Source organism: Cyclobacterium xiamenense (genome assembly GCF_042140265.1).
GTDB classification, from domain to species: Bacteria; Bacteroidota; Bacteroidia; order Cytophagales; family Cyclobacteriaceae; genus Cyclobacterium; species Cyclobacterium xiamenense_A.
The window spans coordinates 963,582-984,221 of the sequence record NZ_CP159481.1 but is presented as its reverse complement, the minus strand read 5'-3'; the positions used below and the strand labels follow the sequence as shown (position 1 = coordinate 984,221).

General features: G+C 46.1%; 17 protein-coding genes and 1 tRNA gene. 8 read left to right on the top strand and 10 right to left on the bottom strand.

Translation table 11 applies throughout. From position 1 onward, the window contains the following. The first annotated feature begins 392 nt into the window (after positions 1 to 392). Positions 393 to 1,658, top strand: coding sequence for a 6-bladed beta-propeller (locus tag ABWH99_RS04165; RefSeq protein WP_375585050.1), 1,266 nt, complete (start codon positions 393 to 395; stop codon positions 1,656 to 1,658). 580 nt (positions 1,659 to 2,238) lie between these two features. On the opposite strand, the gene ABWH99_RS04160 is transcribed toward ABWH99_RS04165, so the two are convergent. Continuing rightward, entirely contained in the window at positions 2,239 to 3,438 is a 1,200-nt protein-coding gene (locus ABWH99_RS04160; protein WP_375585049.1) for a DUF4221 family protein, read from the bottom strand. Between the two features lie 327 nt (positions 3,439 to 3,765). On the opposite strand from ABWH99_RS04160, the gene ABWH99_RS04155 reads away from it, so the two are divergent. Continuing rightward, complete coding sequence (locus tag ABWH99_RS04155) at positions 3,766 to 6,186, top strand: prolyl oligopeptidase family serine peptidase (protein WP_375585048.1); 2,421 nt, start codon at positions 3,766 to 3,768, stop codon at positions 6,184 to 6,186. Between the two features lie 1,042 nt (positions 6,187 to 7,228). Here ABWH99_RS04155 and ABWH99_RS04150 read toward each other — a convergent pair. After that, the gene (locus ABWH99_RS04150) at positions 7,229 to 8,383 is read right to left on the bottom strand and encodes a DUF4221 family protein (RefSeq protein WP_375585047.1); all 1,155 of its coding nucleotides are present in this window, start codon (positions 8,381 to 8,383) and stop codon (positions 7,229 to 7,231) included. A 192-nt stretch (positions 8,384 to 8,575) separates the two neighbouring features. Here ABWH99_RS04150 and ABWH99_RS04145 point away from each other — a divergent pair, with 192 nt between their 5' ends. Next, on the top strand, positions 8,576 to 8,764 hold the full coding sequence (locus tag ABWH99_RS04145; RefSeq protein ID WP_375585046.1) for a hypothetical protein: 189 nt from the start codon (positions 8,576 to 8,578) through the stop codon (positions 8,762 to 8,764). 115 nt (positions 8,765 to 8,879) lie between these two features. Then, positions 8,880 to 9,110 (top strand): four helix bundle protein, encoded by a 231-nt coding sequence (locus ABWH99_RS04140; protein ID WP_375585045.1) that lies wholly within the window; start codon positions 8,880 to 8,882, stop codon positions 9,108 to 9,110. 143 nt (positions 9,111 to 9,253) lie between these two features. Here the strand turns inward: ABWH99_RS04140 and ABWH99_RS04135 are convergent, their stop codons facing one another. The 8 genes from ABWH99_RS04135 to ABWH99_RS04100 all read right to left on the bottom strand — a co-directional run bounded on the left by ABWH99_RS04135 (position 9,254) and on the right by ABWH99_RS04100 (position 15,739). After that, positions 9,254 to 9,856 carry a DUF6134 family protein gene (locus tag ABWH99_RS04135; protein WP_375585044.1) on the bottom strand — a complete coding sequence of 201 codons (603 nt, stop codon included), beginning with the start codon at positions 9,854 to 9,856 and terminating at the stop codon, positions 9,254 to 9,256. A gap of 460 nt (positions 9,857 to 10,316) precedes the next feature. Continuing rightward, complete coding sequence (locus tag ABWH99_RS04130; RefSeq protein WP_375585043.1) at positions 10,317 to 11,453, bottom strand: DUF4221 family protein; 1,137 nt, start codon at positions 11,451 to 11,453, stop codon at positions 10,317 to 10,319. Between the two features lie 498 nt (positions 11,454 to 11,951). After that, positions 11,952 to 13,097 carry a DUF4221 family protein gene (locus ABWH99_RS04125; protein ID WP_375585042.1) on the bottom strand — a complete coding sequence of 382 codons (1,146 nt, stop codon included), beginning with the start codon at positions 13,095 to 13,097 and terminating at the stop codon, positions 11,952 to 11,954. Positions 13,098 to 13,389: 292 nt separating this feature from the next. Beyond that, complete coding sequence (locus tag ABWH99_RS04120) at positions 13,390 to 13,923, bottom strand: DUF4252 domain-containing protein (protein WP_375585041.1); 534 nt, start codon at positions 13,921 to 13,923, stop codon at positions 13,390 to 13,392. Continuing rightward, complete coding sequence (locus ABWH99_RS04115; RefSeq protein WP_375585040.1) at positions 13,920 to 14,456, bottom strand: DUF4252 domain-containing protein; 537 nt, start codon at positions 14,454 to 14,456, stop codon at positions 13,920 to 13,922. The genes ABWH99_RS04120 and ABWH99_RS04115 overlap by 4 nt, the downstream gene beginning before the upstream one ends. Beyond that, positions 14,449 to 14,913 (bottom strand): hypothetical protein, encoded by a 465-nt coding sequence (locus ABWH99_RS04110; protein WP_375585039.1) that lies wholly within the window; start codon positions 14,911 to 14,913, stop codon positions 14,449 to 14,451. The genes ABWH99_RS04115 and ABWH99_RS04110 overlap by 8 nt, the downstream gene beginning before the upstream one ends. After that, positions 14,903 to 15,346 (bottom strand): RNA polymerase sigma factor, encoded by a 444-nt coding sequence (locus ABWH99_RS04105; RefSeq protein ID WP_375585038.1) that lies wholly within the window; start codon positions 15,344 to 15,346, stop codon positions 14,903 to 14,905. The genes ABWH99_RS04110 and ABWH99_RS04105 overlap by 11 nt, the downstream gene beginning before the upstream one ends. A 320-nt stretch (positions 15,347 to 15,666) precedes the next feature. Beyond that, a tRNA-Phe gene (locus tag ABWH99_RS04100) sits at positions 15,667 to 15,739 on the bottom strand. 88 nt (positions 15,740 to 15,827) lie between these two features. Between ABWH99_RS04100 and ABWH99_RS04095 the strand changes: the two genes are divergently transcribed. From ABWH99_RS04095 to ABWH99_RS04080, 4 genes are all read left to right on the top strand, one after another. Further along, positions 15,828 to 17,177 carry a 4Fe-4S dicluster domain-containing protein gene (locus ABWH99_RS04095; protein ID WP_375585037.1) on the top strand — a complete coding sequence of 450 codons (1,350 nt, stop codon included), beginning with the start codon at positions 15,828 to 15,830 and terminating at the stop codon, positions 17,175 to 17,177. Next, a complete protein-coding gene (locus ABWH99_RS04090) occupies positions 17,170 to 17,970 on the top strand; it encodes a (Fe-S)-binding protein (RefSeq protein WP_375585036.1) in 801 nt (266 codons plus the stop codon). Before ABWH99_RS04095 ends, ABWH99_RS04090 begins: the two co-directional genes overlap by 8 nt. Positions 17,971 to 18,153: 183 nt before the next feature. Continuing rightward, positions 18,154 to 18,642 (top strand): hypothetical protein, encoded by a 489-nt coding sequence (locus tag ABWH99_RS04085; RefSeq protein WP_375585035.1) that lies wholly within the window; start codon positions 18,154 to 18,156, stop codon positions 18,640 to 18,642. Positions 18,643 to 18,665: 23 nt separating this feature from the next. Continuing rightward, complete coding sequence (locus tag ABWH99_RS04080; RefSeq protein WP_375585034.1) at positions 18,666 to 20,615, top strand: OmpA family protein; 1,950 nt, start codon at positions 18,666 to 18,668, stop codon at positions 20,613 to 20,615. Positions 20,616 to 20,640: the final 25 nt, after the last annotated feature.

Here is a 20,640-nt window from a genome sequence, read left to right as displayed (position 1 = left end):
GTCCACATGACCATCATCCGTTGCCTGATAGACGAAGGAAAATTATTGATCGCAGGTCGATAGGGGGATAATGATGACCAATATCGGGGAATCTTTATTGTTGATGTAACCTCAGTAGAGGAGGCGAGCGAATGGGTGAGCAGCGAGCCCTCCATTGAGGCAGTATATTTGGGTATCAGACTGTGCCCCAGGTGTGGTTCCGCTGCCTTGGCCGTGTACCTGGATGAGGCAGATAAAATTTGGAAAGAAAATCCCTGAGCATTTTAATCCCGCATTTGCTTCCTTTTTCGAAGTACTGGGAAAAATTCCTGGCTCATTTTCACCAGGCAGAGGTTAAAGGGCTCAAAATGTCAATATTTTTTTAGTAACTTAACTATCTAATTCTTTTTACCATGAAACTTTCACCGCATACACTCAGTATTGCCGGATTGGCAAACGCCCCTATTCTTAAGTTTCTGCTATTTCTAAAGTACTGGCTTTACGTATTGTTGCTGGGAATTTTTATCATCCTGTCCGGAGCCTGTAATCAAAAAACCGAATCTGTCCCGGGCCTGGAAAGAATATCCGTGGACCTTTCGCAGGCTCGTTCGGGAAAATTATCGGAGTTTTTCGAACCGGATATTAGCTATATCTGGCTGGAGGATGATTCGCAGGAGGCTCAGCTCAATGCCGGATTGCAAAAAATACTCTTTTACGAAAACCGAATCTATACCCTGGATATTTTCGGCTGTAAGTGTATCCACATTTTCGACAAATCCGGTAAGTTTTTGTCAAAGATTGATGCCCATGGAGAGGGGCCGGGCCAATACCTGGACTTCGATGATTTCGCAGTGGTAGACGGAGAGCTGGTCCTCTTCGGAGTACTTCCACGCAAGATGATGTGGTTTAGCCTGGAGGGTGAATTTCTACGAGAACATTTTTCCAGGGATAGGATTGGCACAGGTGTATTTTCAGCATTTGACCAAAGAATGTACCTGTTCACCGACACCCGGGATCCGGGGGACTACTTTGTCAAAAGCTTCGGTAAATCATTTCAGGATACCATCAAGCGTTTCCCCTACAATTCGGAAAAGCTGTATGAATATGGTCCAACAAGAAATTATTTTCAAATAAGTAAGAAAAACCTGTACTTTGGAATGACCTATCTGGATACCATCTATCAGGCGGATAAGGGCCATTTTATTCCAAAGCTCGTTTTTGATTTCGGAAAATTCGGGCAGGACCTTGATGAGATTAAAAGGCTTGATCCTGGCATGGAAAGGCTAGACTTTATCAATAACAGAGCCAAGTTGTACTTCTATGGTCAATACCTCATTTCCGAGAAACAGCTATACACTTTTTTGAAATATGAAAAAAAAGTATACAACCTATTCTTTGATCGGGATAAGCGACAAACACATCTGCTTCGGGACAGCATTCAGGACGATATTAGCGGAGGAATCGATCCAATTATGATCATGTACAGTTTTGAGCCGGGAAAGGTAGGGTTAAAACTGTCTGGAAGGGATCTATATGAAACTCTAATGGAGAAAAAAATCAATATGGAAAAGGCGGAATTTGAAAACTGGGCAAAAAACCAGGGGAGGAATTTCGCAGAGATAGCCATGAAGGCACGAGAATCCGAAAATCCGGTGTTGATCGTGTATAGGCTGAAGTAGCATGGTATGGAAGTGAATTCCAGGTTGATCGAATAATTGGATTCCTTGCCTTATTGTCAAAATCCTCCCCGACACCGAAGCCTGTAGGGCTTCAACAGCAATAACCCCGAGCGAATACAGCCTACTCAGCTCTTCCAAGAACTATAATCAGTGAAGGGAACGAACAATCGATCTTCAAAAGGCATTCTCGCTAGGTTCAACCCCTACCGGGGTTGGAATCAATCAGCTATCCCAAAACCGTGGGCTGTACCCACGGTTATCGTTGTTCAGGCCCTCCAGGCCTGGGTCCAATGAAGAAAGCATCGAAAGCCGGGAATGAAAACTTGTTAGCGGGCGTCCCGAATTGAAATATTGAACTGCTTGATTCACAATCAAAAAAACTCTCGAATCCGAAGCCTGTAGGGCTTCAACAGCAATAACCCCGGGCGAAACCCGGTGTCTGCAGAAAACCTGCTTCCACACAACCCCGGCAGGGGTTGAACATGGTCCTCAGGATGACTTTGTTACCCTCAGTAATCAAATAAAGACCCTGTCCAATCGGGCTTTTGCCAGCCCTATACCACCCACAGCCGATTGTAATTCAATTGTCATTAACAGAAATTCCGTCTGAGGGAGACCCTCGCCTTCCCAGGTCCATTGACAACCTGGCAAATCCCATCTCGTCTTCCACATTTACGAACATCCAGATCGTGCCGTCCTTGACGAAATGCTTCTGTGGTGGCATCCTGATGTCAGGTATTCTGGTCTCCGCCAGCATGTTCAGGTTTTCGTCAAACAGGGTCAGGAAGACCTCCCCCCCGGTAGCGGAGGGCCATTGAAAGTTTTCCGAATTTGTTTCTTCCAGCACCTCCTTGTGCGAAAACCGGTAGTAAACCCTATTTTGTTCGTCCCAAATCGGTGAAGAAAAACTGATTTCTTCCCTCACCTGCCGGATCGCTTCCAAAAAACCATCTTGCGTATCAAACTCGCTGACCCCGGGGGCTGTCTTTTCATTTTCAGTAAGCTGGCTAGTGTAGGTGTATACCTGCAGGCTATCCGTCTCAGGCAAATACTGGTAAATTTCGTTCCTGACGTTACTTCCCAGCAAGATTTTGCCTCCCTCTCGAATCAGATAGGTCTGAGGACCAGATACCATTAAACCCTTTCCATCTGTAAATTTCATATTAAAGTTCTTAAGATTTTCGAATTGCGGTATGGAAATCGTTTGGGTACTGCCTTCGTTTAAATCAACCCGCATGAGTTCCGTCGATTTTGCTTCAAAGCTCCGGAGAAAGCCCAGGTACTGGCTTTCCTGATCAGGAAGACCCATCGCAACCAGAAAAGCTTGTCTAGCATCGGTTTTGCCACTATCAGTAATCAATTCCTGAAATTTCAATTCTTTCAATTTTTTACCACTCATCTCAAAAACAGCAGGATCTGGAAAGCTGATGATCACCAAATGGTCATTATCCAAAAGAAAAAAAGAACGGAAAAAATCACCCGTGCCGTCAGGGCCTTCCTTTTCAAAAGGCAGTTTCCGCACCAGCTTCTTCTCATCCAAATCAATCTGCTCGAAGCTATGATCGTGCTGGTTATAATTGTATAAATACTTTCGGTCCGGAGAAAGATCCGATTGATACACCCTTCCCGCTACAAAGAGCAACTCCTCTCCGGGATCAATGACTACCGTGTCCAGGGAATAATCCAGAGAGGTTTTGCCACTCAGGTTTTCTGCAGGGTTTTTGCCGGTACAGCCTATCTGAAACAGAAGGAACACCGTCAAGGGAAAATACTTAGGCATAACTTTTTACATTTAGAACTATAAATTTAAAAATAATGGTTGAAAAACCTATTAAAAGATCAATTTTAAATCAACTAAATTAAGATGACCTTTCCATGGTATTCGATCAGAAGGGCAATTTTTGGAGCCAACACCCTGCTGTTCGGGATTTGTAGTGTTGAACACCGATACCTAGCTGGTACCGGACTGTATCGATGAGACCTGTTTACAAAAAAAGTCCGCACTCCCATTGTTTTCAGATCAAAAGGGTTATTTTTCGGGGCAATCCTTTGTTCAATTATTTCCCTAAGATCTATTAGTTTTATGAAATTTGTTTCTAACCGATACTTGAAAGTATATTTTTTGATTAGCTGGGTGCTTGTGGGGATGTCCCCTGCCAATGCCCAAGACAACACTCCGTTCGCTAGCGGTCTGTATCTGGAAACTATTCACCGGTATGGGAGGGAGGTGATCTTTTCGGATCCGGTAGCTTTCCAGTTGGCCGAAGGAATTTTCCAAAAACCGGTAGAAGGCAAGAGCCTGGCGGCCGATGTGGATGCCATTTGGAAAACCATCCAGCCCGCAGAAGATGGAAAATTTAAAGGACGGATACGAAGTGGGTACCTCTACCTTACCTATGATTCGGATAAAAAGCAGAATGCCCTGCTAAAGGTAAGTGGAAGCAGCATGCTTTATGTCAATGGTATTCCGAGAGCAGGTGATATCTATGGAGATGGCTGGCTTTACTTGCCCATCGCCTTGGAAAAAGGCGAAAATGAAATTTTAGCCCGGTTTAACGGGCTTTGGTCGGGAATTGCCGCAGAATTACTGTTGGATCAAAAACCGGTCCTGCTAAACGTAGCAGATGCTACCCTTCCGGATATTGTATTGGGAGAGGAAAATGGTGCACTTATGGGAGCGGTAGTGCTCATCAACAATACCTCCAAACCCATCAGGAATGCCAGGATGGAGGCCGTGCTCAACGAAAAAGTGGTAAGGACTCCACTTCCCACCATTCCGCCCATGACCATCCGGAAAGTGGGTTTTGAAATAAATGCTAGCGAAATATTGCAAAAAGACGAATATGCCTGTTCTCTCAGGCTGTTGCTGGGAACCAAGGTAGCCGATAATCAAACAGTAAGCCTGGATGCAAGAGAAGCCACCGAACATTACAAGCAGACATTTGTCAGCGAAATAGATGGCAGCGTACAGTACTATGGAGTGGCACCCCAGACGGATGGGGGAAGCCCCGGTTCAGCCTTATTTTTATCCGTGCATGGTGCAGGCGTGCAAGCCATAGGCCAGGCAAGGGCCTACCAACAAAAAGACTGGGGAACATTGGTCGCCCCTACCAATCGCCGGCCCAGGGGATTCAACTGGGAAGATTGGGGCAGAATAGACGCCATGGAAGTCCTGGACCTGGCAGTAGAAAAATTCAAGCCCGATCCCTCCCGGATTTACCTGACCGGGCATTCCATGGGCGGACATGGTACCTGGTATTTGGGCGCAACCTTTGCCGGCAAATGGGCGGCCATCGCCCCCTGTGCCGGCTATCCCACCTTGATGGGCTATGGTTCTGCTGACGGAAAAATACCGGAAAACCCGGAAACGGAGTTGGAAAAAACCCTGCTAAGGGCAAGCAACCCCAGCAACACCATAGAACTGGCGAAAAACTATGCTGCGGGCGGGGTCTACATCCATCATGGCGACAATGACCGGGTGGTTTCTGTCAATTATGCCCGGCAAATGCGAGGCATTCTGGCCGAATTTCATCCGGATTTCAGCTATTATGAATATCCGGGAGGCAGCCATTGGTTTGGCAGTGAAAGTGTGGACTGGCCCCCCTTATTCGATTATTTTAAATGGCATGAGCGGAGCCCCGACAGCCTGACCCATACCATTGACTTCTCTACGGCCAATCCGGCCATCTCCTCCAACAACAAATGGCTGCATATCCTGCAACAGGAAGAGTCCCTGGCCTACAGCCGGGCCCACCTGCAACGCGATAGGGAAGGATTGAAAATCAGTGGGCGAACAGAGAATATTGCCGTGCTGGGTATTGATACCCGGGATTTTATTGGTAGTGCCAGGATCTCATTGGAAATCGATGGACAAGAGTTGGTTTGTGAAAATGAAAATACCTCCATGCTCTACCTCCACAAAAACAACAATACCTGGGTTCAAGGACCGAAGCCTGATGCTTCCCTCAAGGGCGTCGTTCGCAACGGAACTTTCAAAGAGCCCTTTAACGACCGGATGATTTTCGTGTACGGCACGGCCGGCAACAAAGCCGAAAATGAATGGGCTTACCACAAGGCTCGCTTTGATGCAGAAAGCTGGTATTACCGGGGAAATGGTGCTGTAGATCTGGTTTCAGACCGGGAGTTTGATCTGGAGAAACAGGGTGACAGAGGGATCATTATTTATGGCAATGCCGATACCAACCGTGCCTGGAGTACACTCCTTGCTGATAGTCCTGTTCAGGTTACCCGGGAAACTGTTAGCCTCGGTGATCGGATTTTGCGGCAGGACAACCTGGGAGCCTATTTTATGGTTCCCCGCAAAGACAGCGATACGCTCGGAGTGGCGGTGGTAAGCGGTACTGGATTGAAAGGCCTGCATACAGCCAATGCCAACCAATACTTTGCCGGCGGAAGCGGCTTCCCGGATTTCGTCGTTTTTACCTCCGAGCTGCCGGTAAAGGGTGTTGAAGCCATCAAGGCTGCCGGGTTTTACAACAACGACTGGACGTTGCCCGCTGGGGAATAAAGAAATAAGAATAAGGTTCAACCCCTACCGGGGTTGGAGGCAATCGATAGTCCCAATGCCGTGGGCTGCGCCCACCGTTATTGTTGTTCAGGCCCTTCAGGCCTGGGATACTTTGGGAAGTCAGTAGGAGCGGAATAGAAAATCAAAAGGGATTTATCTGATTCCAGCTCATTTATGCTGACTGAAAATCTAAAAATTACTTTCGAATCTGGTTCTAGCTCGTGGATTCATTTGACTTCCTATCCTATTATCGACGATCTTCTCGCAGTCGAAGCCTGAAGGGCTTCAATATTAATAACCCTGGGGGAAACCCGGGGCTTACAGGAAAACATCCTTAGAGCAACCCCGGCAGGGGTTGAACAACGTGCTGCGAACCGACCGTTCTTTTTGGAGATAAGGTATCCTCTGCAATCCTCGGATCGAAAATGACGCTGTATGGTAGGAAAATAGTCGTCTTTCTGAGGGCAGCTGCGTCTGATTCAACCCCTACCGGGGTTGGCGATAACCGACAGCCCATCAGCCGTGGGCTGTGCCCACCGTTATTATTGTTCAGGCCCTTCAGGCCTGGGATAAACTAGGGAACCTGGCCCAATAGACTTAGAAATAAATGAGGGTTTTTATACCTCAATTCCGGTAATGAAACCGTAACTCTCAAATCACTTTCAATCCAATTCCCAGCTAATCGAATCAGCCGACTTTTTCCCTAATTATCAAACTCCTACTTCCGAAGCCTGAAGGGCTTCAATATTAATAACCCTGGGGGAAACCCGGGGCTTACAGGAAAACATCCTTAGAGCAACCCCAGCAGGGGTTGAACAATGTCCTGCGAACCGACCGTTCTTTTTGGAGATAAGGTATCCTCTGCCAACCTCGGAAGAAATAGCGGTGTACCAGCTTTTCGGAGTTTGCCATGCTGACCTCAGATAAACAGGGTTTGCCACCCCTACTGCCGTAAACCTAGTTTTTACAGCCATCAATTCTATTCCAGGACATTAACCCCTCCACTGGACTGGCGGCAACCAATTGCGCCCTGATTCTGAAATCATAAATCTATGCTAAGCCGCACAAAGCCCAGCTCATCTTCCATATTCTCAAAAATCCAGATCGCTCCGTCCTTTACAAAATACGTCTGGGGAATGGTGGTTAATTCGGGTACCAGGGCCTCAGCTATCATCTCCAGATTCTTGTCAAACAAGGTCAGATAAACCCGAACGTTTGTAGCAGACAGGGAAAACCAGCCATCCTTCTCAACCGTTTCAACGTCTGCCTGATAGGAAAACCGGTAATAACGTTCATTGACTGTATCCCATAGTAGTCGCTCAAAATTAATCTCAGCCGTTCCGTTTGCCCTAATTCGTTCCATCTCTTGATCACTTTCTACCTCCTTGGGATAGTAAGGAGTCTTTTGGTTGGGCGTTAATCGGCTTTCATAGGTTTTCAATAGCAAACTATCGCTATTGGGAAGGTATACATACAGTTCATTGAAAACGTTATTGCTGATTACGATGCCTTCTCCTTCCGTTTGAAGCATTACCTGAGATACTAAAAAACTACTAATCTGTCCCCCGCTGAATTGTGTTACATGGTATTCTTCCAGCTTATCAAATGCCGGAAGGACCAATTCGGTGACTGTGGCAGCGGGTACATCCACCTTGATCAATTGCATGGACTTTGCTGTCCAGTCTGTTAAAAAGCCTAAATAGTGGTTGTCAATACCGGGAATTACTGCCTTCATGCGAAATCGGTTCCCTTCTTCCAAAATCGATGACTCGTCTAGTAATTCCTGGATTTTCACCTCTTCTAATTTCTCCCCTTCCAAATTAAAGATTGCTACCTGCTTCAACGAACCAGCTACCAGGACGCTGTCTCTCCCCAAAAGAAAAAAAGGAGTAAAAAAAGAGCCGGTACCCTGAGGTCCCTCCCTTTCAAAGCGTATTTTTTGGACAAATCTTAACTCATCCAAATCTATTTTTTCCAGCGCATGGTCCGTTGGATTGTAATTGTATAGATATCTTCCGTCTGCCGACAACTCAGCGTTGCCCAGATTTGCCCGGAGGTAGAGGATTTCATCTCCCGAATCGACCAGGACGGTGTCCAATGAAAATGAAAGTTGCCCTTGTTGCCCGAGATTTCCTTTTTCAGGACTTCCGCAGCCAGCTAGTAAAAGAAGGATGATAAAAAACCCAAATTTGTTCATGATCAGGGACTAAGTACGTAATATAAAAAATTAGTTCCCATATTAAAAGGGACATTTTGTTTACATCTTTTCCTTTATTTCCATTTTGTGGTTTTACATAATTCCGGCAGGGGATTTTTCCACGGATCCCTCTTAAAATTTCTTCGGCCTATCGATTAAACCTTATATTTAGGATATACAAACGCTTCCAAGATGGAAATTAAGTTCCAGACCAAAGAAGAAAGTAACCGGGAACAGCGGGACGCATTTCTACGGCTGGCACCGGAAGATCGGTTCTACGCTTTTCTGGACCTTTGCGAAAACCTGAAGAGATTCCCCGTCAATTCAACCAACAAAGCCCCTGCCGACAATTTTATAGTTGAAATCAAAACCCATGGATAAGATTGATTAATGAATGTGCCTTTGAGATTGTAGATTCAGGATGGTAAAAATCATCAATCGTAAATCAAAAATGATGGGTAGCAAAGAACTGCAAAATAGAACAAAGTAGTTTGCCTTGGATAGTATCAAATCGATAACCAATTTACCCAACAATAGGATTGGCTGGACCATTACCGATCAAATAATACGTTCATCAATATCAGTTGCTGCGAACTACAGAGCAGTGTGCAGGTCCAAAAGCAACAGGGATTTTATCAGTAAAATGGGTACTGAAATTGAAGCGGCAAACGAAACATTATTCTGGTTGGAAATGATTAAAGAAGCTAAATTAATGGCTGGAGATTAAGAAATATTAAAATTACGGAAAGAGGCGAATGAATTGGTATCAATTTTTGTATCCTCAATAAAAACAGGAAAAAAGCGGCTCAACCGATCACCCTTTTTTTTGGGAAAATTTTAAATCATAAATCTCAAATCATAAATTACCTTTCATTCCTTCCGCCGTATCACGTAATTCTTGATGGGACTGTGCATGCTGACCCGCTGCAATTTGCCATTCTCGTATAGGTAGTTGTTTTCATTGCCCTCCACATAGGTATCGTAGGCCCCGTTTCCTTTGTCGGTAATGCTGGCAAACCGACCGTGGTTTTCGGTAATCATTCTTTTTTTTCCTTTGGGCTCCTCAAAAAACAAGCGCACCGCACTGTAATCGATCTTTTCACGGACCTGATCATTAAATTCATATTTATAGGAATTGGCCCGGATATCATACACCCCGTCTTCCAGCCAGATTCGGGACAGAAAATCTCCGCGGTTGGTCTTTTTTTCTACGGATGATTCGATAAACTGCCCCCGATGGTATTTAACTTTGGTGGTATAATCCAGGTTGATCCGCCCAAAAAACCAGAAGCTTACTTCGCTTTTTAGCAAATAATAGGTGGTGTCGCTTTTGGTTTCCTTCGTCGCCACCATGTCCCCAATATCAAATCCTAAAATGGAAATGGCATATTCGTGCCTTTCCTGTGCCTGAAGCAGCATGGGCGAGAAAACTAAAATAAGGGCGGCAATTGCAACAAGGGGATATTTTAGCATGGAAAAGCTTATTTGTAATTTTTGTTTAGACGAATAGGATTTACGCTAATAACAACAAATCAAATTCAAAATAAGCTTAAACTTACCAAAAAATACGTCAAAGATGAGCATTGGGCTTGCAGATTTGCGATTTGGGGGTGGTGAATCACCAATGCATCCAGAATCACATTTCCCCCATAAATGTTCTTCTATGCCTTATATAGTTCTTCTTTTTTTTGAACCATATAAGAAATATAAGGGATTATAAGGTGGAGGGTCCCCAAATTACTTTAATCACTAAATTTACCAGTCTACTTTCCGGTTTAAGGGTGGATCGCAAGTACGCCCTGAATTACAAAATAAACCCCTTATATGTCCTTCTATGCCTTATATGGTTCCTGTTTTTTGAACCATATAGGGTATTATAAGGGTGAAGATTCACTGTGAAGCTTTTTCAACACTTAACTGAAAAAATACGATATCATAAATCAATATTGAGGCGCACAAATCCCAACTCATCCTCCAGATTGACAAAGATCCAGATTTTATCGTCTTTGGCGAAAGAAAAGTAGGGTACATGGTCAAGCTGAGGCAGGGAGGTTTCATGAAGTAAGTTAAGTTCCTTATCCAATACCATCAGGTAGACGACGGTAGAAACAGGTCTTGGAAATCCACCCGGAGGAAGCTCATCCGGATAGGAATACTCGTAGAAAAAGCGAAAATAACGTTCATTTTCAATATCCCACATTAAAGGACCGAATGATACTTCCTCATACAATGCCACGTATGCCCGCTGAAAAGCTCCCTCATCCTCGGTTGCTAGCCTATAAACCCCCTTTTTCTCATTTGCTGTCAGGGAAAGATTGTATTCCTTCTTTACTGATTTACGGGTTTCAGGGTCGAAAATAAACAAGCTGCTCGACACTGTACTGCCCACTACCAGCTTATTTTCACCATAGGCCTGCATTACGAAGCCTGCCGCATACCGTCGCCTGGAATTGCCTGCCCTGTGCTCCAGGTTAAAGTCCCCATGTCTGAATTCCTTTGCCAAAGGGATATATGAAAAATCATCCCTGCTGCCGTTAAAATACCCCAGCTCACTGCTGTTAGCCGCATTGTCAACGATCAGTCCATAAATCTGGTCTCCCACTACCTTTACGGGCTGAAAAGTCTTCCTGTCTACATGCATTAATGAGGCACCCTCAAGCAAAGGGTCAAATTCCGCAAGTTTATTCCCCTCCCAATCAAAAATGCCTGCCTGGTTACTCGTCTGTATGAGCAATTTTCCGGAGTCAAGCGATACCAGGTAATCCACGTATTCCCCGGTGCCGTTGGGACCTTCCTTTTCAAAGGGATATTTAGCGGCCAACTCAAGTTTTTCCAAGTCAATTTTTTCAACCGCATGGTCGAAATCATTGAAATTAAACAGAAAGCGCTTATTCTCTGTAAAAAAACTTCTTGAAGCAGCTAAATTGGGAAAAACGAGCTGCTCTCCTCCATCAACAATAACCGTATCCAAACTAATATCCAGGCGGATCTCTCCAGTTCTTCCCCGATGATCACCGCTCCCACAGCCAATAAGTAAACTGACGGTGAAAAGAAAAACGAAAACCCTCATGCGTTTATGATTTGATTTAGACAATAAAAAAAATTACCTGTTAAATATTAAATTATTCATACCAAAACACTCTATGTTTATTACATTTTTTTTAATAAACCTAATTTATTTCCTAGCTGGTAAACTGCTGGTATACCTGAACTGGTTTGTGGCTAACTATCTCACAAAAAAACGCATGGCAGATTGGTAAGCGACTTAGGATAAATAGTAAAAAACGGCAAGGAATAATTATGCCATTAGACAATAAATCTCAAATAAGCCCTGTATTACAATAAAAATCACTGAAGTATTCTTATATGCCTTATATGGTTCCTTCTTTTTTTTACCCTATACGATATAAGGGATTGTAAGGATAAGGGCACATTTTGACCTTTTCTTCTGGAAATCGATAATTAGCTGTTATTTAAAGAATAAATTAAAATAGTGGCCTGGTCTAATTAACGCTTGTATGTCTTATAGGGTTGACATTTGTTCAAACGACCTACAAACAATCCGAAATCAAAAATCAAAGCTCAACCTTACAAAACCCATTTCGTCTTTCATGTTCTCAAACAACCAGATTTTGCCTTCTTTGGCGAAGTGGTAGGCCGGTGGCTGGTCCAATTCAGGAACGGTAGTCTCTCTCAGCAGGTTAAAATCGGCATCGTATATGGTGAGGTACACGCTGGCATCCGTGGGTTTCGGAAAAAGACCATCTGTGGGACCGTCACCCCCAGCTCCGTATTGCAGCTTGTGGGAAAACCGGTAATAGACCTTCCGACTTTCATCCCAGATCGGCTTGTGGTAAAATATTTCCTGCGTTGCTTTTTTATACAGTTCTTGAAATAAGGCCCGGTCATTTATTTTTTCCGGAAAGACCGTCTCCTTTTCCCGGGGAATCCAGCCGTTTTCAAAGGTCTTTTTTTTAAAATCGTATTGACCCGGTTCGAGAATAAAAAGATCAGAGCTTGCTGCCAGACCTAATAAAACTCGATCATTGACCGCTTCGAGATATTCGCCTCCACTGATAAACATGGCGGTAGTCCCGTCGTCAAAGTCCATCTGGTACTGCATGGATTTCCTTAGCAAAGGATTACTAACTTTCCGATAGGTTTGCTCTTCCACATCCCAAAACAATAGCCGAGGCGCCCGCTCCCCGGGAACGATGTACACGCCCACATAAGCGAACGCATTTTCCGGTAATCGTACCGGAAATAGTACATTGCCATCTTCGGTCCGGGAGGCAAAAGAAGGAATTGTTTTCGGCCCCACCTCCGCTAATTTCTTACCTTCTCCATCAAAAAGAGCGTGATTGCCATATCCGGCAAGCAGGAATGTATCTTTCCCCACCAGCCTCATACCCAATCGATAAGGCCCAATGCCATCTGGCCCTTCTTGCTCGAAAGGAAGCAAGGCCTGCAGTGCCAATTTTTCCAGGTTGATTTTTTCGATGCGATTGCTTTGAGTATTTAAATTGTATAGGTTTTGTTTGTCCGCACTCAGCGCAGCAGAACGCAGAGAGCTGTTCAGAAACAAGATTTCTCCTTTGGCATCGATCTGTACGGTATCCAAGGTGAAATCCAAATCCGGAGCCCTGACTTTCTCACCGGGCGAGCCGCAGGCTGCCATAAACAGGAAAACCACAACGCATCGCAATGCCTTCATCGGTAGTGATTGGATTAAAAAAGTAAAATACGGAAAAAATTATGCCCTTGAAAATTCCTTTCAATTATCAACGTGCTGGTCCAATTAAGTCTTTCCCGGAACGTGCACAAAAAAACCGTCCAGGTCTCAAAGACCTAAACGGTTATAGACATTGACCCTTGGGGTTCTCCCAACCCCGAGGGTCTTTTCGCGGAGCGTGTACGAATAAAACCCTCGAGGTCTCGAAGACCTCAAGGGTTTTAGACGAGTGCGGTTTTCCCAACCCTTTCCTTCTCGGAGTGGGTACGACGTCTCAAATCCCCTTCCCTACTTTGGCAAGCGCCTTTTGGTCAAACTGTCCTTCCAGCTCTATCACCAGGTATTCGGCATCCTCATTGGAACGGATCAGCAGCACCAGCCCCTTCATGCTGCGCTGACCCAGCGCATAAATGGATACGCCACTGTCTTTTTCTTCCGCCTCCATCATCAGTTCGTAGTGTTCCCGCTCAAGTCCTTGCGCCAACTTTCTAAAATCAGCTCGCGCTTGATTTCCACTCACTGGCAGCTTGAAAAGCTTGACCCGGTCGATGCTCTCTGTAATGGCCGATAGGTTGGCTTCCTCAATATCAATGTCCCAACCTTTGGCAAAATCCAGGAAATTACCCGCCAGATCCAGGTGGAAAAAGGATTCATCTCCTTTGTATTGATTGTACAGCCGGTCCACGCTTTTACTTTGCCCAAAGAGGCTCATTGGAAGGCTGAATAAAATAGATAAGGAAACAATTTTCAGTACATTTTTCATAACAGTAATCGTTGATTGTATGGGAATAAATAGTTTTAATCTCATGGGTTATTGCCCTGCCCGTATTCCTTCATGCCCGGCAGGTTGGTTTTTTCGGATAACATGTTCAGGTCTTGATAGGTAAAATCCCCCAGCATACTCATCAGGGTAAATTCCTCCTGCGCTCCCGAAACCATCAGCAATTCTTTGATGCGTCCTCCTTCTTCCCGCACCATGAATTTCAGCGAACTGCTCTTGTCTTTGATATCCATCAACTCTTCGTATTGATTGCGGTTCAGTAGACCGATGGCTTCTTCGAACATGGCCAGTCCTTTCACCTGCTCGCCCGATAAAATCCGAATACCCTTAATTTTCGAAATAAGGGACAGCATCTGTTCGGCCTCTTCGTCCCCTTCCACGCTGTTGGAATTCAGAAAACCGCCGGCCATCTGCATCATTTTGGGACTGATATAAACCCTGGAAAAACGTTCGTCCTCCACGTATTTGGAATAGAATTTTTCGATGGCGCCCTCCTGGGCTTGTAGGCTACCCAGTATCAATGCCAACGGGCATAAAAGGACAATAAATTTTCTAATCATTTTTCAAATCGTTTAAATTGAATAATTGATGGGGAGCATGCAGGTATTTGAGATCCTGCATGACCTGCAGCTGCTCTTCTCCCTTTTGCAGATTTTGCTGGATTAAGCCAAATGCCTCCATGACCTCAAAATAGGCACGTTCCTGAGCTTCTTTTTCTTGCCAAACCTGGTATTGACGTACCGAGACCCCCACACCGGCAAGCAAAATCAGCGTCGCCGCAAGCTTCATCCAGCCCCTGACAAATCCACCGTCTGTTGGCCTGCTTATCTTGCGAAAACCCGAATTTTCCGGAAGTTCAGATTTCATGCGCTTGATCTCCTGCAGGCCCAGGAAAAAGGCCTTTTCCTGCTCGTACCCCGGCTCTTGCGCTAACAGTGCCTTCATCTCCTCTTCTTCCGCTGGCGAACTGGCTCCCTGCCAATAATTCTCCAGTAATTGATCCAGTCTATCGTTCATCTTCCTTGCATTTCAGTAAAAATTCTCTGAGTTTCTTTCTGGCCCGGTGCAGGTTCACTTTTACTTGCTCGACTGAAATCTCCAGGTAGCTGGCAATTTCTTCGTAGGTCAGTCCCTCTACTTCCCGCAACTCAAAAACCTCCCGCTGTTTTTCGGGCAAATCCTCCAGGAAGCGAAACACCAGCTTCACAGTATCACCTGCTTCCGGGGATTCAGGCGTCGCCTCCGGGATTGCTTGACCCTGGTCTTCCAACGGTTCCGTCCGGCCTGCGCCTCGAAACTGCTGCAGCACTTCATTTTTGAGGGTCTTCACCATCCATCCTTCCGGATTATCCATTTGCTCCAATCCTTCCCGGTGTACCCAAGCTTTGGAAAAGGCCTCCTGAACGGCATCGTTGGCAGCATCCCGATCTTTTGTCCGGAGGTATGCCATTCGGTACAGTCTATTTCTTAGTGGCCAGATCTTCGCTTCAAAAAAAGTGCTCATGTAGGTGTAAGATGAAGTTGTAGCAGGAATGTTACACTTTTTACCAACTTTTTTTTAAAGCAGTGCATTCCGAGGACCTTTTCGCCGAGGAAACGGTCCGAATTTCGAACAACTGCACGATTCATGGGTTGATTAATTCGGTATTGATAGCATGCATCGGTACTATTTAGTAATTTGCCACGGAAATGATAAAAAACAACCGCACCAACCATTCCTTCGGGTATAAAAAAAGGCAAAAAAAAAGCCCTGGTCGAAACCAGGGCCAGTGGTGATGAGTGGGCTCGAACCACCGACTCACGGATTTTCAGTCCGATGCTCTACCAACTGAGCTACATCACCGCTGAAAGTGTTGCAAAGGTAGGTAATTGTTACTTTTGTACAAACGATTTGAATAAAAAAATAGAAGCATTAGAGTAATACATTCACTATGAGCAGCTTACCACAAATCCTATTTTTATTGGTTCTGGGTGCCTCGGGATATATTTTATACAAGCGAATCAGCTATTTACGACAGACCATTCTGTTGGGAAAACCACTGGCACGAAACGACCGGCCTGGGGAACGTTGGAAAACGATGGCGCTGGTAGCTTTCGGCCAAAAGAAAATGTTCAAACGACTGGGACCGGCTCTGCTGCACCTGATCATTTACGTTTCCTTCGTGGTCATCAACCTGGAAGTGCTGGAGTTTATCATCGATGGCTTGGCCGGCACCCACCGGATTTTTGCCCCATTTCTCGCGGGTTTTTACACCCTGGCCATGAACCTGTTTGAAATCCTTGCATTCGGCGTATTGATCTCCTGTGTCGCATTCCTGGTGCGCCGCAATGGCATGAAGGTCCCCCGGCTTTCCTCAGCCGAACTAAAGGGTTGGCCCAAGCTGGATGCCAACCTTATTTTATGGATTGAAATTGCGCTGATGCTTGCCATCCTCACCATGAATGCCACCGATCAGTTATTGGCCTATCGGGGAATAGCAGGATACATCCCCCTCGGAGGCCTCTGGATTAGCAGCAGCCTGCACGGACTTTTTGATGGGATGAGCAGCAGCACCCTGCTGCTTGTCGAACGCGGTGCCTGGTGGTTTCACATCCTGGGTATCCTGGGTTTTGCCATTTACGTAACCTATTCAAAGCACCTGCACATATTCCTGGCTTTTCCAAACACATGGTATGCCAATCTGGAGCCCCAGGGCAAAATGCCGAACATGGAAGTGGTGACGCAGGAAGTAAAATCCATGCTGGGTCTGCAAGCGGTCCCCGAGCCAACGGATCAGGCCGAGATTGGCCGGTTTGGTGCAAAAGATATCCCGGACCTTTCCTGGGTACAGCTCATGAATGCCTTTTCTTGTACCGAGTGCGGCCGCTGTACGGCCGAATGTCCGGCTCACCTCACGGGTAAAAAGCTGTCGCCCCGCAAAATCATGATGGATACCCGGGACCGTGCCGAAGAAATCAGCCGAGCCAATGCAGCCGGAAAAGACGGGATAAACGATGGTAAAGCCCTTCTGGGCGACTACATCAGCCAGGAAGAAATCAACGCGTGTACCAGTTGCAATGCGTGTGTCGAAGCCTGTCCGATCAATATAGACCCTTTATCGATTATTTTAGAGTTGAGGCGATACACCGCGATGGAGGAAAGCGGTAGTCCTGCGCAGTGGAACGCCATGTTTCAAAACATCGAAACCAGCTTTGCGCCCTGGAAATTTTCCCCAACCGATCGGTTTAACTGGGCAACCAAACTTAATCAGGAAGAAAAGAAACCAACAACGAATGAGTAATACCTACCAAGTCCCTACCATGGCCCAAAAGGCGGCGGCAGGAGAAACCCCCGAAGTACTTTTTTGGGTGGGTTGCGCCGGATCCTTTGACGAACGGTACCAGGCCGTTACCCTGGCCTTTACAAAAATTCTGACCAAAGTCGGGATCAATTTTGCAGTGCTGGGGGAGGAAGAAACCTGCACCGGAGACCCTGCCCGTCGGGCGGGAAACGAGTTTTTGTTTCAAATGCAGGCCATCAGCAACATACAGGTGCTGGATGGATATCGGATCAAAAAGATTGTCACGGCATGCCCCCATTGTTTCAATACCTTGAAAAATGAATACCCAGCCCTGGGAGGCAATTACGAAGTCATGCACCACTCCCAGTTTCTACAGGCACTGATCGAGGAAGGAAAAATCGTCATGAAAGGGGGCGGCGCATACAAAGGAAAGCGGATCACCTTTCACGACAGCTGCTACCTGGGAAGGGCCAACAACGTTTACGAAGCCCCCCGAGAGATCATCAAAGCCCTGGACATGGAGTTGGTAGAGATGAAAAGGTGCCGCAGCAAGGGACTTTGCTGCGGAGCCGGTGGTGCCCAGATGTTCAAGGAACCCGAGAAAGGCAATAAGGACATCAACGTAGAACGAACCGAAGAAGCCTTGCAGACGGGAGCAAAAACCATTGCTGTGGGCTGTCCGTTTTGCCTTACCATGATGTCCGATGGAGTGAAAAACAAAGAACAAGAAAAACAGGTAGAAGTTCTGGACCTGGCCGAACTGATTGCAAGGGATCAGGGCTTGTCCGGCTGAGTGGAACCAGCGTTTGCGTGATTAAGGCAACATTCTTTTGACTTATTGCGTTTTTTAGTGGATCTTAATCCCTATTTTGCATCATATTTCGCTCGATTTACGTTTAGTAGGTATGCGTGTCACAAACCCGGGCGATGCGCAACGCAGCAAACGTAAACTACCATTTCTAAACCAAGATCAGGCATGTACGTACCTTTTGAACAAATGTCCGAAGAAGCCAGAATATGGGTCTACCAGGCAGACAGGCCTTTTGAAGAAGAGGAGAAGACCTGGATCATTTCCAAACTGGTAAGTTTCTGCAATCAGTGGAATAGCCACGGAACACAGTTGCCCACGTCGTTTGATATCAAATACGACCAATTCATTGTGCTCGCGGTGGAGGAAGGCGCCTTTGGTGCCAGCGGTTGTTCGATCGACAGTTCGGTACGCGCGTTGCGCGAAATTGAGACCCAGCTATCCATCAATCTCCTGGATAGCGGAAAAGTGTCGTACCTGGACGGGAAAGGCGTCAACGTGGCTTTTTTACCAGAGATAAAAATGCATGTTCAGGAGGGGCACTTGCGGCCGACAAGTAAGGTGTTCAATCCCGGTGTCAATAAAATTGCCGATTTAAAAAACCAATGGCTGATACCGGCCGAGTCAAGTTGGTTGAAAAAATATTTTGCCCACTAAATTCGAAAGGGAATCTATTTCGTATGAAAAAAGCAACGCATTCCATCCGTTTCGCTGCCCTTTGGGTCCCCCTCCTTGTGATTTTGCTTCATGCTTCCTGTACCAGTCTCCAACAGAAAGCACAAAACCAATTTAGCTCAGGGGAATACCAAATGGCAATTAGTTCTTACTCCAGATTACTGGACAAAGACCCGGATAACAGCGAGGCCAACCTATTCATTGCCGAAAGTTACCGCCTTTCCAATCGCATTGAACAGGCCGCTCGCTTTTACGAAAAAGTTTCCGAGGCGGATGCCACCTTTGAAAGCGCCTATTACAAAGGCAAAAGTTTGCAAGGAAAAGGTGAGTACGATTCGGCGAAAGTAGCGTTTCAAACGGCCAAAACCCTGACCATGGACGATGAAAAAATCGGCCTGGCAGAAAAAGAAATCCAAAATATTGACGCGCTTTCCAATATTGAACCCCTTTGGCCGAACCACGAACTTGAAAATTACGAGTTATTGAACACGACAGGGATCGACTATGCACCGGTTCTGAGCGAAAATTACCTTTATTTTACGAGTTCCAGAGGTGCCGGAGGATTGTATCCTGCTACCGGACAGGGATACACCCGCCTGTTCAGGGCACGCGCCGAGGGGATCAATGTGGACGTACAAAACGTGCAAACCCTTCCCGAATTTCAAAACGAAAGCGGCTTGAATCAGGGAGCTATTGCGATCAGCCCCGACGGAAATACCATCATCTACGCACGTGGAAATGCCAATGCAAAAAATGACCTTCCGGAGGTGAGCTTGTTTGCCTCCTATTTCAGAGGAGGAGGATTTACCGAGCCCATCTTTATGCCAGTAAACGGAGAACCGGAATACTGGAATTCCACACCGGCATTTAGTGCCGACGGGGACACGCTTTTCTTTGCTTCCAACCGTCCCGGAGGTTTCGGTGGGATTGATTTGTACCGCTCAACGCGACTTGCCAATGGTGATTTTGGCAATGTGGTGAACGTGGGAGCCCCCATCAATACACCCGGCAACGAACTATTTCCCCGGCCCCTTCCGAATGGCGATTTTTATTTTTCTTCCGACGGACATCCCGGATACGGAAAGCTAGACCTTTTCCTTGCCCAAAAGGAAAATGGAGCGATTAACGTAAAAAACCTCGGCGCCAACATCAACTCCATTGGCGATGATTTTGGAATCTTTTTTACAGATTACCCGGAAGAGGGATACCTTACCTCCAACCGTCCCGGAGGCAAAGGGGACGACGATATTTATTATTTTAAAGACATGACCCCTCCGCCCAAAGTGGTAAACGTGCTGCTAAACGTGGTCACGAAAGAACGGTTGGAAAGCGGGGATGAGCAGGTACTCCCACAAACCCGGGTCGTATTGTACGATGCCAATAACCAAACCATTGATGGCAATTTTTCCAGCCAAAGCGGGAGATTACGCTTTCCTTTAGAGCCGGAGAAGACCTATACCATGATCGCTTCGAAAAACGGATATTTTTCCCAGAGTGTGCCCTACAGTACGATCGGGAAAACGCCGGCTCCCGAGGAACTGATCCAGGACGTAACCAATGTGACCCTGGATACCACCATCGTACTGGAGCAATTGGTATTGGAGCGGGCGATTGTGTTGGAAAACATTTATTACGATTTGGACAAAGCCGATATTCGACCCGATGCCGCGCAAGAGCTGGATAAACTGGTCAAAATTCTCAAGGACAATCCAGGTATCCGAATTGAGCTCAGTAGCCATACCGATGCGCGGGCAACCGACGCCTACAACCAGGATCTCTCGCAGCGAAGAGCCGAATCCGCAGTGGAATACATTGTTTCGCAGGGAATCGATCCCTCCCGCCTGGAAGCCAGAGGTTATGGAGAACAACAACTGCTGATCGAGAACGCCCAAACGGAAGAGGAACACCAAGTCAACCGTCGAACCGAGTTTAAGGTAATAGAAATCACCGGGTAAAATCCATATATTTGTAGCCTGTTTG

Coding starts and splice junctions, on each gene's coding strand:
- ABWH99_RS04120 (WP_375585041.1), bottom strand. CDS start 13,923: ATGAGATTAAAACTATTTATTCCCATACAATCAACGATTACTGTTATG.
- ABWH99_RS04085 (WP_375585035.1), top strand. CDS start 18,154: ATGTACGTACCTTTTGAACAAATGTCCGAAGAAGCCAGAATATGGGTC.
- ABWH99_RS04150 (WP_375585047.1), bottom strand. CDS start 8,383: ATGAACAAATTTGGGTTTTTTATCATCCTTCTTTTACTAGCTGGCTGC.
- ABWH99_RS04135 (WP_375585044.1), bottom strand. CDS start 9,856: ATGCTAAAATATCCCCTTGTTGCAATTGCCGCCCTTATTTTAGTTTTC.
- ABWH99_RS04165 (WP_375585050.1), top strand. CDS start 393: ATGAAACTTTCACCGCATACACTCAGTATTGCCGGATTGGCAAACGCC.
- ABWH99_RS04105 (WP_375585038.1), bottom strand. CDS start 15,346: ATGGCATACCTCCGGACAAAAGATCGGGATGCTGCCAACGATGCCGTT.
- ABWH99_RS04080 (WP_375585034.1), top strand. CDS start 18,666: ATGAAAAAAGCAACGCATTCCATCCGTTTCGCTGCCCTTTGGGTCCCC.
- ABWH99_RS04115 (WP_375585040.1), bottom strand. CDS start 14,456: ATGATTAGAAAATTTATTGTCCTTTTATGCCCGTTGGCATTGATACTG.
- ABWH99_RS04110 (WP_375585039.1), bottom strand. CDS start 14,913: ATGAACGATAGACTGGATCAATTACTGGAGAATTATTGGCAGGGAGCC.
- ABWH99_RS04095 (WP_375585037.1), top strand. CDS start 15,828: ATGAGCAGCTTACCACAAATCCTATTTTTATTGGTTCTGGGTGCCTCG.
- ABWH99_RS04125 (WP_375585042.1), bottom strand. CDS start 13,097: ATGAAGGCATTGCGATGCGTTGTGGTTTTCCTGTTTATGGCAGCCTGC.
- ABWH99_RS04090 (WP_375585036.1), top strand. CDS start 17,170: ATGAGTAATACCTACCAAGTCCCTACCATGGCCCAAAAGGCGGCGGCA.
- ABWH99_RS04130 (WP_375585043.1), bottom strand. CDS start 11,453: ATGAGGGTTTTCGTTTTTCTTTTCACCGTCAGTTTACTTATTGGCTGT.
- ABWH99_RS04160 (WP_375585049.1), bottom strand. CDS start 3,438: ATGCCTAAGTATTTTCCCTTGACGGTGTTCCTTCTGTTTCAGATAGGC.
- ABWH99_RS04145 (WP_375585046.1), top strand. CDS start 8,576: ATGGAAATTAAGTTCCAGACCAAAGAAGAAAGTAACCGGGAACAGCGG.